General features: G+C 68.0%; 14 protein-coding genes and 1 pseudogene. 7 read left to right on the top strand and 8 right to left on the bottom strand.

Translation table 11 applies throughout. The features are described 5' to 3' along the window. The first annotated feature begins 10 nt into the window (after positions 1 to 10). Positions 11 to 586, top strand: coding sequence for a cytochrome b (locus BU28_RS0121350; RefSeq protein WP_028721244.1), 576 nt, complete (start codon positions 11 to 13; stop codon positions 584 to 586). A gap of 197 nt (positions 587 to 783) precedes the next feature. Continuing rightward, on the top strand, positions 784 to 1,116 hold the full coding sequence (locus BU28_RS0121345) for a DUF2794 domain-containing protein (protein ID WP_051578369.1): 333 nt from the start codon (positions 784 to 786) through the stop codon (positions 1,114 to 1,116). Here the strand turns inward: BU28_RS0121345 and BU28_RS0121340 are convergent. From BU28_RS0121340 to cobA, 4 genes are all read right to left on the bottom strand, one after another. Next, the gene (locus BU28_RS0121340; RefSeq protein ID WP_028721242.1) at positions 1,113 to 2,039 is read right to left on the bottom strand and encodes an AEC family transporter; all 927 of its coding nucleotides are present in this window, start codon (positions 2,037 to 2,039) and stop codon (positions 1,113 to 1,115) included. The genes BU28_RS0121345 and BU28_RS0121340 overlap by 4 nt on opposite strands. Further along, the gene (locus BU28_RS0121335; RefSeq protein WP_028721241.1) at positions 2,032 to 2,265 is read right to left on the bottom strand and encodes a sulfurtransferase TusA family protein; all 234 of its coding nucleotides are present in this window, start codon (positions 2,263 to 2,265) and stop codon (positions 2,032 to 2,034) included. The genes BU28_RS0121340 and BU28_RS0121335 overlap by 8 nt, the downstream gene beginning before the upstream one ends. Continuing rightward, positions 2,262 to 2,762: a DUF2478 domain-containing protein gene (locus BU28_RS0121330; RefSeq protein ID WP_028721240.1), complete on the bottom strand. Its 501-nt coding sequence runs from the start codon at positions 2,760 to 2,762 to the stop codon at positions 2,262 to 2,264. The genes BU28_RS0121335 and BU28_RS0121330 overlap by 4 nt, the downstream gene beginning before the upstream one ends. An 81-nt stretch (positions 2,763 to 2,843) precedes the next feature. After that, positions 2,844 to 3,575 (bottom strand): uroporphyrinogen-III C-methyltransferase, encoded by a 732-nt coding sequence (gene cobA / locus BU28_RS0121325; protein WP_028721239.1) that lies wholly within the window; start codon positions 3,573 to 3,575, stop codon positions 2,844 to 2,846. A 99-nt stretch (positions 3,576 to 3,674) separates the two neighbouring features. Between cobA and BU28_RS0121320 the strand changes: the two genes are divergently transcribed. Genes BU28_RS0121320 through plsY form a run of 3 tightly spaced genes read left to right on the top strand, consistent with a single transcriptional unit; the run spans position 3,675 to position 6,483 of the window. Continuing rightward, positions 3,675 to 4,634, top strand: coding sequence for an aspartate carbamoyltransferase catalytic subunit (locus BU28_RS0121320; RefSeq protein ID WP_028721238.1), 960 nt, complete (start codon positions 3,675 to 3,677; stop codon positions 4,632 to 4,634). Beyond that, positions 4,631 to 5,902, top strand: coding sequence for a dihydroorotase (gene pyrC / locus BU28_RS0121315; RefSeq protein ID WP_028721237.1), 1,272 nt, complete (start codon positions 4,631 to 4,633; stop codon positions 5,900 to 5,902). Before BU28_RS0121320 ends, pyrC begins: the two co-directional genes overlap by 4 nt. Beyond that, positions 5,899 to 6,483: a glycerol-3-phosphate 1-O-acyltransferase PlsY gene (gene plsY / locus BU28_RS0121310; protein WP_028721236.1), complete on the top strand. Its 585-nt coding sequence runs from the start codon at positions 5,899 to 5,901 to the stop codon at positions 6,481 to 6,483. Before pyrC ends, plsY begins: the two co-directional genes overlap by 4 nt. Before the next feature lie 61 nt (positions 6,484 to 6,544). Here plsY and BU28_RS0121305 read toward each other — a convergent pair whose 3' ends face one another. The 4 genes from BU28_RS0121305 to hpbA all read right to left on the bottom strand — a co-directional run bounded on the left by BU28_RS0121305 (position 6,545) and on the right by hpbA (position 11,606). Then, the gene (locus BU28_RS0121305) at positions 6,545 to 7,420 is read right to left on the bottom strand and encodes a 3-hydroxybutyryl-CoA dehydrogenase (protein ID WP_028721235.1); all 876 of its coding nucleotides are present in this window, start codon (positions 7,418 to 7,420) and stop codon (positions 6,545 to 6,547) included. 214 nt (positions 7,421 to 7,634) lie between these two features. Next, the gene (locus BU28_RS0121300; RefSeq protein WP_028721234.1) at positions 7,635 to 8,561 is read right to left on the bottom strand and encodes an electron transfer flavoprotein subunit alpha/FixB family protein; all 927 of its coding nucleotides are present in this window, start codon (positions 8,559 to 8,561) and stop codon (positions 7,635 to 7,637) included. Beyond that, entirely contained in the window at positions 8,561 to 9,319 is a 759-nt protein-coding gene (locus tag BU28_RS0121295; RefSeq protein WP_028721233.1) for an electron transfer flavoprotein subunit beta/FixA family protein, read from the bottom strand. Before BU28_RS0121295 ends, BU28_RS0121300 begins: the two co-directional genes overlap by 1 nt. A gap of 250 nt (positions 9,320 to 9,569) precedes the next feature. Continuing rightward, a complete protein-coding gene (hpbA, locus tag BU28_RS0121290) occupies positions 9,570 to 11,606 on the bottom strand; it encodes an N-methyl-L-proline N-demethylase HpbA (protein WP_028721232.1) in 2,037 nt (678 codons plus the stop codon). A 480-nt stretch (positions 11,607 to 12,086) separates the two neighbouring features. On the opposite strand from hpbA, the gene BU28_RS0121285 reads away from it, so the two are divergent. Next, the gene (locus BU28_RS0121285) at positions 12,087 to 13,085 is read left to right on the top strand and encodes an ABC transporter substrate-binding protein (RefSeq protein ID WP_028721231.1); all 999 of its coding nucleotides are present in this window, start codon (positions 12,087 to 12,089) and stop codon (positions 13,083 to 13,085) included. Positions 13,086 to 13,152: 67 nt separating this feature from the next. Further along, a pseudogene (locus BU28_RS25910) lies at positions 13,153 to 13,536 on the top strand (proline/glycine betaine ABC transporter permease); the annotation flags it as partial.

The following is a 13,536-nucleotide window of genomic DNA, read 5'->3' as shown; positions in this document are numbered from 1 at the left end:
AGGACCCAGGATGCCCAAGACCTCTGCCGATGCCACGCTCCCGCTTCGCGACACCCGAGCAGTATATGGGCGCGTCACAAGGGTTTTGCATTGGTCCATCGCGGCGCTGATGGCCTGGCAGTTCCTGGGCATGGGGCTGCGGCTGATCCTTGGCCGCACGCCCGTGGTCAGTTTCTTCGTCGGATCGCACCAGAAGGTGGGCACGGTCCTGTTCCTGCTGATCCTGGCGCGCATCGGCTGGGCGCTTTCGAACCGGCGCAACCGGCCCGATCACGGCGCCGGATTGCTGGGGCGGGCGGCCACCGCCGGGCACCTGGCGCTGTATCTGGCGATGCTGATCGTGCCGACTGCCGCCCTGCTGCGCGCCTGGGGCTCCGAGCGGGTCTTTGCGCCCTTCGGGTTTCAGGTCTTTCCCGCCCAGATGCCCGAGATCGGCTGGGCCGTGAGCATCGGCAATGCTCTGCATGGCGAACTCGCCTGGATCATGCTGGCGCTGATCGCGGGCCATGTCGTCATGGTGGGCCTGCACGAAAGCATGTGGCGCGATGGCACGCTGGCGCGGATGGCTGGCCGGCGCCGCGCCTGAAACGGCAGCGCGGCGCTTGCGGCAAATGTCGCATGGGTATCTGAAAAACAGTGAAAGCCGGGGCGCCGCGCCTGGTCTTCACCGTTTTCCAAATACCCGATCGCCGCGACGCCGCAAGGGCGACGCCTCAGGTGGGGCGAAAGGCCCCGGCCGCCTTTTCGATTGATCCGGCGGCCGGCAGGTGTCACGATCCGGTCATGAACATGCCCTTCGGCTTCAATGCGGATCAGGAGCGGGTCGCCTTTGACCGGGCCGAGCTTGGCGTGATCCTGTCGCTTTACGGCCGGATGGTCGCGGCGGGGGAATGGCGCGACTATGGCCTGTCGTTCCTGCGCGAGGTGGCGGTGTTTTCCGTCTTTCGCCGGGCTGCCGAGAACCCGCTTTACCGCATCGAGAAGCGGCCCCGGCTGCGTGCGGCGCAGGGACAGTACGCGGTGATCGGGATGGATGGGCGCGTGCTCAAGCGCGGGCACGACCTGGGGCAGGTGCTGCGCGTGCTGGAGCGCAAGCTGATCCGGCCGGTCGACTAGCCGCCCACCCAGTGGATGACGAAGGGCAGGGTCAGGATGCTGGCCGCCGTCGATACCAGGATCGCGGTCGACACCCGATGCGCCGCGACGCCGAAGTGCTGGGCAAGAATATAGACGTTGCCCGCGACCGGCAGGCTGGCTGCGGCGATCATCACGCCCGCAGCAAAGGGCTGCACGTCAAAGATGGCAAGCGCCGCGGTGCCCACCGCCAGGGGATGCAGCACCAGCTTGGCCAGGCTGATCCACAGCGCAGGGGCCAGCCGCTCGGCCCGGCGGCCTGCCAGGCTGGCGCCGATGGCGAACAGCGCCCCGGGTGTCGCCGCGGCGCCCAGTAGCGACAGGAATTCGTCCGCCGGGCGGGGCATCGGCAGCCGCAGCCAGGCCCAGCCGAGCCCGGCCACCATGGAGACGATCATCGGGTTCGCGACGACGCCACGGACCAGCGGCACCAGCGCCGAGGCCAGCCCCCGCCCGTGCCGCGCGGCCGTGACCAGCAGCGTCAGCAGCGCCGAAAAGATCACCAGGTCGATGGCCAGCACCATCATCACCGGGCCGATGGCCGCCTGTCCCAGCAGCACGACCAGCATGGGCACGCCCAGAAAGCCGGTGTTGCCGGTGACGGCGCTGTGCGATTCCATCGCCGCCTCGGCCAGGGGCAGGCGGCGCCAGCGCGCGACCGCCATCGCCAGCAGCCATAGCGCCAGCGTGCCGGTCAGATAGGCCATGAAGAAGGGCGCGTCGAACAGCCGCCGCACGTCGAGCCCGGCGGCAAAGCGGAACAGCATCGCCGACAGTGCGAAGTAGAAGACGAATTTCGTCAGCCACGCGGTCGCTTCCTGCGGAAAGAACCGGGTGTGGCCGGCCAGCCAGCCGGTGCCGATGATCAGGAAGAAGGGCAGCGTGCGCAGAAAGATGTCAAGCATCGGGTCCGCGTTCGACGGTGTATTCGGTCTGACCCGGGGCGGTCTCGCGGACCGAGATCAGGACATGGCCGGATTCGGCGCAGAAATGCGGCACGTCGACCAGCGCCGCACGGTCGGTCGCAAGCAGCGTGACGCGGGTTCCGGGCGGCTGGCCCAGAAGGCGCTTGCGCAGGCGCAGGACCGGCAGGGGACACAGAAGCCCGCGGGCGTCGATCTGCAGGCTCATGCCAATGCGACCCGCGCCCGGCACCAGTCGAGCGCGGCCCCGGGCGCGACCGGCTGCGCCATCTCGCCCGCGAAGGCGTGAAAGCCGGGCAGTTGCTCGGCCGGGACCGACAGCAGGACCGGCACGCCCTGGGCCAGCGCCTGGGCGATGACGTCGCGAAAGCCGCGACCGAAACATTCCTGCTTGCCGAACTTGTTGACGATGACGAGGTCGGCACCGCGCGCCAGCGCCGCCTCGGCCCGCGCCACGGCCTGGGCCAGCGCACCCGTGTCCAGCCGGCAGCCTTCGGCGCAGGTGCCGAGGTTCTGCGAGATGCGGATGACGGTCCCGTCGCCGAGGATGCGCAGGTCCATGTCGCAGTCCTGCCCTTCGCCCCGGTCCAGGTTCTGCTGGACCGCGCCGGCCAGCCGCAGCCCCTCGCGTTCCAGCAGGGCGGCGGTTTCGGCGAGCAGCCGGTCGGCGCCGCCGGCGTCGGGGATGGTGACAAAGCCAAGCATCGCGGTTCCTTTCCCAAGGCGGCCAGAATAGTCCCGGCGGCGGCGGGCGCAACGTGGGTATTTGGAAACGGTGAAAGCCCTTCAGGGGCTGTCGGCCAGAGGTCCGTAGAAGATCAGCGCGGGATGGGGGCTGGGCCCCTCGGCCGCGAGCAGCGCGGCAAGGCCCGATACCGTGGTGCGGACCAGCCGCTGGTGGGGGTGGCCCACGGCCTCGGCCAGCAGGGCCGGGGTGTCGGCGGGCAGGCCGTTTTCGATCAGCGACCGGGCCATGCCGGGAAATGTGCGCTGGCCCATGAAGACGACCGTGGTGGCGCGCGGATCGGCGAGCGCCGCCCAGTTCTGGTCCTGCGGCAGGCCCCCGGTCACGTCGGCGCCGGTCACGAATTGCAGCCGCCGCGCCGTCAGGCGCCGGGTCAGCGGCAGGCCCGCGACCGCCGCCGCCGCCATGGCCGAAGGAACGCCGGGCACGATCTCATAGGGAATGGCGGCGGCGCGCAGCGCGGCCAGTTCCTCCTCGAGCCGGCCGAAGACGCCGGAATCGCCCGATTTCAGCCGCACCACATGCTTGCCGGCGCTGGCGTGCTCGACCAGGAGGGCATTCACCGTCTCCTGCTTGGCCGAGGGACGGCCGGCGCGCTTGCCCACCGGGATGCGTTCCGCCTGCGGTCCCGCCTGGTCCAGCACCGGCCCCGAGGCGAGGTCGTCGTAAAGCACCACGTCGCAGCCCTGCAGCAGGCGCAATGCGCGCAGGGTCAGAAGCTCGGGGTCACCCGGCCCGGAGGAGACGAAGCTGACGCGGCCTTGTTCGGTCATCTTTCCGCGATGCGGCAAAATCGGTTTCATGGCAAGGGGCTGCTTGCCGGGTCCGTCCCCATTTGCGATAGAGGGCGCGACCGAGAGCCGGGGGTATCCATGTTCCGAGCGCGCCATCTGTTGGGGATCGAGCCTTTGGCCCCGGCTGAAATCACAACGCTTCTTGACCTGGCCGAAAGCTATGTCGACCTGAACCGCCGCACGGTGAAGCATTCCGATGCGCTGGAGGGCATGACGCAGATCAACATGTTCTTCGAGAACTCGACCCGCACCCAGGCCAGTTTCGAGCTGGCCGGCAAGCGGCTGGGCGCGGATGTGATGAACATGTCGGTGGCCCAGTCGAGCGTGAAGAAGGGCGAGACGCTGATCGACACCGCGCTGACGCTGAACGCGATGCACCCCGACCTGCTGGTGGTGCGCCACCCGCAATCGGGCGCGGTGGACCTGCTGGCGCAAAAGGTGAACTGCGCCGTGCTGAACGCGGGCGACGGGCGGCATGAACATCCGACCCAGGCGCTGCTGGACGGGCTGACCATCCGCCGGGCCAAGGGCCGGCTGCACCGCCTGACCATCGCCATCTGCGGCGACATCGCGCATAGCCGGGTCGCGCGCTCGAACCTGTTCCTGCTGGGCAAGATGGAGAACCGGCTGCGCCTGGTCGGTCCCGCGACGCTGATGCCCGCGGGCGCGGCCGACTGGGGCTGCGAGGTCTATGAGGACATGCGCGAGGGGCTGAAGGGCGCCGATGTGGTGATGATGCTGCGGCTGCAAAAGGAACGGATGGACGGCGGCTTCATCCCGTCCGAGCGGGAATATTACCACCGCTGGGGGCTGGATGCCGAGAAGCTGGCGCTGGCCGCGCCCGACGCCATCGTCATGCACCCGGGCCCGATGAACCGGGGCGTCGAGATCGACGGCACCATCGCCGACGACATCAACCGTTCCGTGATCCAGGACCAGGTCGAGATGGGCGTCGCCGTGCGCATGGCCGCGATGGACCTGCTGGCGCGGAACCTGCGCGCGGAACGCGGCGCCAAGGCCTCGGAGATGATGGCATGATCCTGCACTTCCAGAACGCGCGCCTGGTCGACCCCGAGGCCCAGGCGGTCGAGCCGTCGACCCTGACCATCCGCGACGGCCGCATCGAGGCGGTGGGCGGCGACGCCCCCGAGGGGGCCGAACTGGTCGATTGCGGCGACCGCTGCCTTGCCCCCGGCATCGTCGACTGGGGCGTCAAGATCGGCGAGCCGGGCGAGCGGCACAAGGAAAGCTTTCGCAGCGCCGGCCTTGCGGCGGCGGCGGGGGGCGTGACCACGATCGTCGCGCGGCCCGACACGCAGCCGCCGATCGACGCGCCGGAATCGCTGGAATTCGCGACCCGGCGGGCCGCGGATGCCCTGGTCAACATCCGCCACATGGCGGCCCTGACCAAGGCGCGCGAGGGCCGCGAGATGGTCGAGATGTCGTTCCTGCAGGATGCAGGCGCGGTCGCCTTTACCGATGGGGTCCGGGTCGTGTCGGACACCCGGCTGCTGTCGCGCTGCATGACCTATGCCCGTGGGCTGGGCGCGCTGATCGTCGGCCACCCGCAGGAACCGGGCCTGTCCAGGGGGGCGGCGGCGACAAGCGGAAAGTTCGCCTCGCTTTACGGCCTGCCGGCTGTGTCGCCGATGGCCGAGGTGATGGGGCTGGACCGCGACCTGTCGCTGGTGGCGATGACGGGCGCGCGCTATCATGCCGACCAGATCACCGTCGCGGCCAGCCTGCCGGCGCTGCGCCGCGCGCGACAGGCGGGGCTCGACGTGACCGCGGGGACCTCGATCCACCACCTGACGCTGAACGAGTTGGATGTCGGCGGCTATCGCACCTTCTTCCGCTTCACGCCCCCCCTGCGGTCCGAGGACGACCGTCAGGCCATGGTCGAAGCGGTGGCCGACGGCACCATCGACGTGATCGCCAGCTTCCACACCCCGCAGGACGAGGAAAGCAAGCGCCTGCCCTTTGCCGAGGCGGCGCCCGGCGCGGTCGGGTTGCAGACCCTGCTGCCGGCCGCGATGCGGCTTTACCATGCGGGCGGGCTGAGCCTGCCGCAGCTGTGGCGGGCGCTGGCGCTGAACCCGGCCAGGCGGCTGGGTCTGGAGGCCGGGCGGCTGGTCCCGGGGGCGCCCGCCGACCTGGTCCTGTTCGATCCCGACGCGCCCTTCGTGCTGGACCGCTTCGCGCTTCTGTCGAAATCCAAGAACACCCCCTTTGACGGCGCGCGGATGCAGGGCCGGGTGCTGGGAACCTGGGTGGCCGGCCACCCTGTCTACGGAGATGCCGCATGACCCTGATTCTCTGGGCCGTGCTGGGCTACCTGCTGGGCTCGATCCCCTTCGGCATCGTCATCACCCGGGCGCTGGGACTGGGCGACCTGCGCCAGATCGGCTCGGGCAATATCGGCGCGACCAATGTGCTGCGCACCGGCAACAAGCCCGCGGCCCTGGCGACGCTGCTGCTGGATTCGGGCAAGGGCGCCATCGCGGTGCTGCTGGCGCGCTGGCTGGCGGGCCCCGACGCGGCGCTGGTGGCGGGGGCGGCGGCCTTCCTGGGCCACCTGTTCCCGGTCTGGCTGGGCTTCAAGGGCGGCAAGGGCGTCGCGACCTTCCTGGGGACGGTGCTCGCGCTCGACTGGCGGCTGGGGCTGATTGCCTGCGGCCTGTGGCTGCTGACGGCGGCGGCGGGGCGCATCTCGTCGCTGTCGGCGCTGGTGGCGGCGGCGCTGACGCCGGCCTTTGCCTGGTGGCTCGACGGTCCGCGCATGGCGGTGGTGACAGGCTTCATGGCGGTGCTGATCTTCATCCGCCATCACGCCAACATCGGCCGCATCCTGGCCGGGACCGAGCCGCGCATCGGCCGCAAGGGCTGAATTCACCGTTTCCGAAATACCCCGGGGTCCGGGGCAGAGCCCCGGCCGCCCCCGTCCTGGTCTAGCGCGTGGGAACCGGCGTCTCGCCCGAATAGTCATAGAAGCCGCGGCCGGTCTTGCGGCCCAGCCAGCCCGCCTCGACATATTTGACCAGCAGCGGGCAGGGGCGATACTTGGTGTCGGCCAGCCCGTCGTGCAGCACGTTCATGATCGCAAGGCAGGTGTCCAGCCCGATGAAATCGGCCAGTTCCAGCGGCCCCATCGGGTGGTTTGCCCCGAGCTTCATCGATTCGTCGATGGACCGGACGCTGCCCACGCCTTCGTACAGCACATAGACCGCCTCGTTGATCATCGGGATCAGCACGCGGTTGACGATGAAGGCGGGAAAATCCTCGGCGCTGGCGGCGGTCTTGCCGATCCTCTCGACCACCTCCAGCAGCTGCTTGTAGGTCGCCTCGTCGGTGGCGATGCCGCGGATCAGCTCGACCAGTTGCATGACCGGCACCGGGTTCATGAAGTGCACACCGATGAAGCGTTCCGGCCGGTCGGTGCGGCTGGCAAGCCGCGTGATCGAGATCGAGGAGGTGTTCGAGGCCAGGATCGTCTCGGGTTTCAGATGCGGCAGCAGGTCCTCGAAGATCGCCTGCTTGACGGTCTCGCGTTCGGTCGCGGCCTCGATGATCAGATCGCACTGGCCGAGGTCGGAGAGTTGCAGCGTGGTCCTGATGCGGCCAAGCGCCGCGTCCCTGTCCTGGTCCGAGATCTTGCCCCGGCTGGCCTGGCGCGACAGGTTCCGGTCGACCAGCGCAACTGCCTTGTCCAGCGCCTCGCGCGAGATATCGGTCATCAGCACGTCATAGCCGGCCAGCGCAAAGACATGCGCGATCCCATTGCCCATCTGGCCCGCGCCGACGATGCCTACCGATTGAATCGCCATGTTTTCACCCCTTTGAACTTCGCAGGGGACGATGGCGCAAGCCCGGGGATCATTCAATGCAAAACCGCCCCTTTTGCGGGGGCGGTTTCGGTCCGGGGCTGGGCCGGCGCGTTGCGTGGGGTGGCCGGGGGGCTCTGCCCCCCGCGTCCCCGTGGCCCCTCGACGGGGCCTCGGGGACGCGCCCCCCGGGGTATTTGCGCAAACGGTGAAGCGCTCAGAGCTTTCCTGTGAGTTCCGGCACCACGGTGAAGAGGTCACCGACGAGGCCGTAGTCGGCGACCTGGAAGATGGGGGCCTCCTCGTCCTTGTTGATGGCGACGATCACCTTCGAATCCTTCATCCCCGCCAGGTGCTGGATCGCGCCCGAGATGCCCACGGCCAGGTAAAGCTCGGGCGCCACCACCTTGCCGGTCTGCCCGACCTGCCAGTCGTTCGGCGCATAGCCACTGTCGACCGCCGCGCGCGACGCGCCGACCGCCGCGCCCAGCTTGTCGGCGAGCTGCTCGATGATCGCGAAGCTCTCCTTCGACCCCAGCGCCCGGCCGCCCGAGACCACGCGTTTCGCGCTTGTCAGTTCGGGACGGTCGCTCTCGGCCACCTCGTCGGCGACCCAGGACGACAGCCCCGGATCGGCCGCGGCCGCCGCCTCGGCGATCGCGGCCGAGCCGCCGCCGGGCGCCGCCTCGAAGCTTGCCGTGCGCAGCGTGAAGACCTTGGTCGCATCCTTCGAGCGCACCGTCTGGATCGCGTTGCCGGCATAGATCGGGCGCTCGAACGTGCCCTCGTCGATCACCTTCGAGACCTCCGACAGGACCATCACGTCCAGAAGCGCCGCGACGCGCGGCAGCACGTTCTTGGCATCCGTCGTCGCCGGCGCCGCGATGTGGCTGTAGTCGCCCGCCAGCGACACGATCAGCGCCGCCGTCGGCTCGGCCAGGCGGTGGCCGTAAAGCGGGCTTTCGGCCACCAGCACCTTCGCCACGCCGGCGATCTTGGCCGCCTCGGCGGCGGCGGCGCGGGCCTGCGCGCCCGCCACCAGAACCGTCACCTCGCCCAAAGCCCGGACCGCGCCCACCGCCTTCGCGGTCGCGTCCAGGTTCAGCGCGCCGTCGGTGACTTCCCCCAGGATCAGAACAGCCATCAGATCACCCCCGCTTCTTTCAGCTTGCCGACCAGTTCGTCGACCGATCCCACCTTGATGCCGGCCTTGCGGCCCTCGGGCTCGCGCACCGAGACCACCTCGAGCCGCGGCGCGACCTCGACCCCGTAATCGGCCGGGGTCTTCTCCTCCAGGGGCTTCTTCTTGGCCTTCATGATGTTCGGCAGCGACGCATAGCGCGGCTCGTTCAGCCGCAGGTCGGCGGTGACAACCGCGGGCAGGCCGACCTCGATGGTCTGCAGGCCGCCGTCGACCTCGCGCGTCACCTTGGCCTTGGCCCCTTCGAGCTCGAGCTTCGAGGCGAAGGTCGCCTGGCCCCAGCCCAGAAGCGCCGCCAGCATCTGCCCGGTCGCGTTCATGTCGTTGTCGATGGCCTGCTTGCCCGCGATGACCAGCCCGGCGCCCTCGGCCCTGGCCACCGCGGCCAGGATCTTGGCCACCGCCAAAGGCTCGATGTCCTGGTGCACGTCATCGGCCGCGACCACCAGGATCGCCCGGTCCGCGCCCATCGCCAGCGCCGTGCGCAGCGTTTCCTGGGCCTGCTTCACGCCGATGCTGACGGCGATGACTTCCTCGGCCTTGCCGGCTTCCTTCAGCCGGATCGCCTCCTCGACCGCGATCTCGTCGAACGGGTTCATCGACATCTTCACATTCGCAAGGTCAACCCCAGACCCGTTAGACCGAACCCGAGCCTTCACGTTGTAGTCAATAACCCGCTTGATGGGGGTGAGGATCTTCATCACAAATCCTGTCGTTGGTGTCATCCGTCACACGCGCCGCGCCCCGGAGGGCGAGCGGCGGTTCATCCAGGCGCATGGCACGGACCGCGCAGGCGGCAAGAAGACGCAGCCGAAACCAATAGCCGCCCTGCCCCGCTGATCGGGGCCGCACGTCCCGGAGGCGGTCAGGCAGGCATTCTGCAGGGCTTCGGTTCGCGACATGACTCTCCTGGATATCAGGGCGCGCCGATCCCATCGGCGCGCCAAAGCATTACAGATCCTTGACCAGCCGCAGCGCGTCGTAGATCGCGGCATGGGTGTTGCGGGCGGCCACCGCATCGCCGATGCGGAACAGGCGGAACTTGCCCTCGGGGTTCTTGCGGACATTCTGAAACCCGCCGGTGGTCAGCGCCTCGTAATCGACCTCGCCCAAGTTCGAAGAGAGGGGCTTCAGGTCGAAATACAACTCGTCCAGCGGGCGCGTGCCGTGGTTGACCACCACCTGATCGACCAGCCGCTCGCGCGTGACGCCGCCGTAATCGCTGCCCAGTGTCGCGCGCAGCTGGTTGCCGTCGCGCGCGACCTGCATCAGCCGCCAGGTCACGGTGAAGGTCGTGTCCAGCTTTTGCAGGCTGCGCATGTAGGGGACCAGGTTCATCGCCATCACCTCGGGCGAGAAGCTGCGGTCCGGCGTCACGATTTCCACCTTGGCGCCGGTCGCGGCGATCAGGTCGGCGGCCTGCAGCGCGGCATGGTCGCCCGCGTCGTCATAGACCAGCACGTTCTGGCCCGGCTTCACGTCGCCGGAAAGAATGTCCCAGGCGGACACCACCAGATCGTTGCCCTGCGTCAGCACCTCGGTATGGGGCAGGCCGCCGGTGGCGACGATGACCTCGTCCGGGTCGGTCGCCAGCACGTCGTCGGCCTCGGCGAAGGTGTTGAAGTTGAAGGTGACGCCGTGCTTGTCGCACATAGCCTGCCGCCAGGCGATGATCGAGATCATCTCGCGCCGCCGTTCCTGCAGCGCGGTCAGGCGGATCTGGCCGCCGGGCTGGTCGGCGGCCTCGAAGACCGTGACCGCATGGCCGCGCTCGGCCGCGACGCGGGCGGCCTCCATCCCGGCGGGACCTGCCCCGACGATGGTGACGCGCTTTTTCGCGGGCGCGGCAGGGATGGTGTGGGGCATCGTTTCCTCGCGCCCCGTCGCGGCGTTGTGCAGGCAGAAGGCCAGCCCGCCCTGATAGATGCGGTCCAGGCAATAGTTCGCGCCGACGCAGGGGCGGATGTCGTCCTCGCGCCCCTCGATCACCTTGCGGACCAGATGCGGGTCGGCCATGTGGGCGCGGGTCATGCCGACCATGTCCAGCAGCCCGGCGGCGATGGCGTGGCGCGCGGTCGGCACGTCGGGGATCTTGGCGGCGTGGAAGGTCGGGAAATTGGTGGCCTTGCGGATCGCCCCGGCGAATTCCAGGTGCGGGGCGTTGCGCATGCCCTGCACCGGGATCACGTCCGTCAGGCCGGCGTCGGTGTCGATATGGCCCTTGACCACGTTCAGGAAGTCGACCAGCCCGCTGTCCTTGAGCTTTTGCGAAATGGCAATGCCGTCCTCGGCGGTGATGCCGCCGGGCAGATCCTCATCCCCGGTATAGCGCACGCCCAGGATGAAATCCTCGCCGCAGCGTTCGCGGATGCCCTTGAGGATGTCGAAGGTAAAGCGCAGCCGGTTGTCCAGGCTGCCGCCATAGGGGCCGTCCAGGTCGTTGGTCAGGGGCGACCAGAACTGGTCCATCAGGTGGCCATAGGCCTGCAGTTCCAGCCCGTCCAGGCCCGCGGCCTTCATCCGTTCGGCGGCATCGACATAGTCGCCGATGATGCGGCTGATGTCCCAATCCTCCATCTTCTTGGGGAACGAACGGTGCGCCGCCTCGCGTTCGTGGCTGGGCGAGACGACCGGCAGCCAGTCCGCCTTGTCCCAACGCGTGCGCCGGCCAAGGTGGGTCAGCTGGATCATCACCGCGCAGCCGTGGTCGTGGCATTCGTCGGTCAGCTTCTTCATCCAGCCGACGACCTCGTCCTTCCAGGCCAGGATGTTGTTGAAGACCGGCGGGCTGTCGCGCGACACCGAGGCCGAGCCCGCCGTCATGGTCAGCGCCACCCCCGCCTTGGCGCGTTCGACATGATAGGCACGATAGCGGTCCTTGGGCATGCCATCCTCAGGATAGGCAGGCTCGTGGCTGGTGATCATGATCCGGTTGCGAAGTGTCAGGTGCTTCAGCTGATAGGGCTGCAAAAGGGGATCGTTCGACATGGCTCTGCCTGGATGGGTGGATACTCTGCCCTTCAGCAATCCTGAAACTGTTCATTCATGTCAATTAAAAAATCATCTGTGAACGGTTAACGCCCAAAAATGAACATTTATCGGGACGAAACCGCAGCATCCTGGGCGCGCCGCAAGACGAATCAGCCTTCGTCAAGGACGGGTCCCGCAATCGTACAACTGTGCAACAAGGTCGCCATCACGTTCTTACCTGCATAGCAAATGCTCTATTATGAACTTTGATCCGACAGTCATGAACATTTTGTTGCAAGAACGCCGACCATTCTGTAGCGAATATGACGGGAGACGCCTTGGGGCGGAGGATTTGCCACGGAGGAGGCAGCGCGGCCATTCGGGCCGCTGCGTGCGCACACCGGGTTCCACCGCACCGGGCCAAGGGGACAATCAGGCGCGGCAAGCCATGCGGCGGCTCGTACGGCGCCAAGGGAACAGCCGCACAGGAAACACAAGATGCAGAAACTCGCCCTCGCCTTTGCAGCCGCCGTGCCGGCGCTCGCCTTCTCGACCGCGGCACGGGCCGAATGCGGGTCGCTGACCATCGCCAGCATGAACTGGCAAAGCGCCGAGGTGCTGGCCAGCCTGGACCAGTTCATCCTGAACGAAGGCTATGGCTGCGACGCCGAGGTCACGGTGGGCGACACCGTCCCGGCCATCACCTCGCTGGTGGAAAAGGGCTCGCCCGAAATCGTTCCCGAGGGCTGGGTCGGGCTGATGCCCGAACTGTTCGAAAAGGGCCTGGCCGAGGGCAAGATCGTCTCGGTCGGCAAGGCGCTGTCGGACGGCGGTGTGCAGGGCTGGTTCATGCCCAAGTTCATCCAGGACGAACACCCCGAGATCCGCACCGTCGCGGACGTGCTGAAGCATCCCGAACTGTTTCCCGCACCCGAGGACCCGTCCAAGGGCGCGATCTTTACCGGCCCGCAAGGCTGGGGCGGCAATGTCATCACCACGCAGCTGGCCCACGCCTTCGGGGCCGAGGATCACGGCTTTACCCTGGTCGACCCGGGCTCGGCCGCGGGGCACGACGGCGCGGTCGCCCGGGCCTATGAACGCCACGAGGGCTGGGTCGGGTATTACTGGGCCCCGACCGCGCTTCTGGGCAAATACGAGATGGTCAAGCTGGACTTCGGCGTGCCGCTGGACATGGCGGAATGGAAACGCTGCACCTCGGTGGCCGATTGCGCCGACCCCAAGCCGAACAGCTGGCCCACCGACGAAGTCCTGACCCTGGTGGCCAAGGAGTTCGCCGAAACGACCGATCCGGCCGTCATCGACTATCTGAAAAAACGCAGCTGGTCGAACGACACGGTCAACGCGCTGATGGCCTGGATGACCGAGAACCAGGCCACGGGCGAGGACGGCGCGCGCGAGTTCTTGAAGACCCACCCCGAGATCTGGACCCAATGGGTCAGCCCCGAGGCGGCCGAGGCCATCAAGGCTGCCCTGTAAGATCGCCGGGGGGCCGGCCAAGGCCCGCCCCCTGCCTGTCGTAGCCCACCCGCTCCATGAGGTCGCCATGACTTGGTTCGACAAGTTCCCGCAGCTGAACGACGGATTCCTTCGTGACCTGAAGAAGGTCATCGACGACGGCTTCCGCAGCTTTACCCGCAGTTATGGCGACGCCATCGAAAGCCTGTTCGAGCCCCTGCGCCATTTTCTGGTCTGGTCGGAAAACCTGCTGACGAGCACGCCCTGGCCGATTATCCTGATCGCCATCGCGGCCATCGCCTGGGGCGCCAGCCGCAGCGCCAGGATCGTTGTCGCCTGCATCCTGACGCTTTGCCTGATCGGCGCCTTCGGGATGTGGGATGACACGATGAAGACCATCTCGATGATCCTGACCTCGACGCTGCTCGCCATCGCGGTCGGGCTGCCCATCGGCATCCTGATGTCGCGCTCG

It is taken from the genome of Paracoccus yeei ATCC BAA-599, from assembly GCF_000622145.1.
GTDB classification, from domain to species: Bacteria; Pseudomonadota; Alphaproteobacteria; order Rhodobacterales; family Rhodobacteraceae; genus Paracoccus; species Paracoccus yeei.
This window is presented reverse-complemented; position numbering and strand designations above follow the sequence as displayed.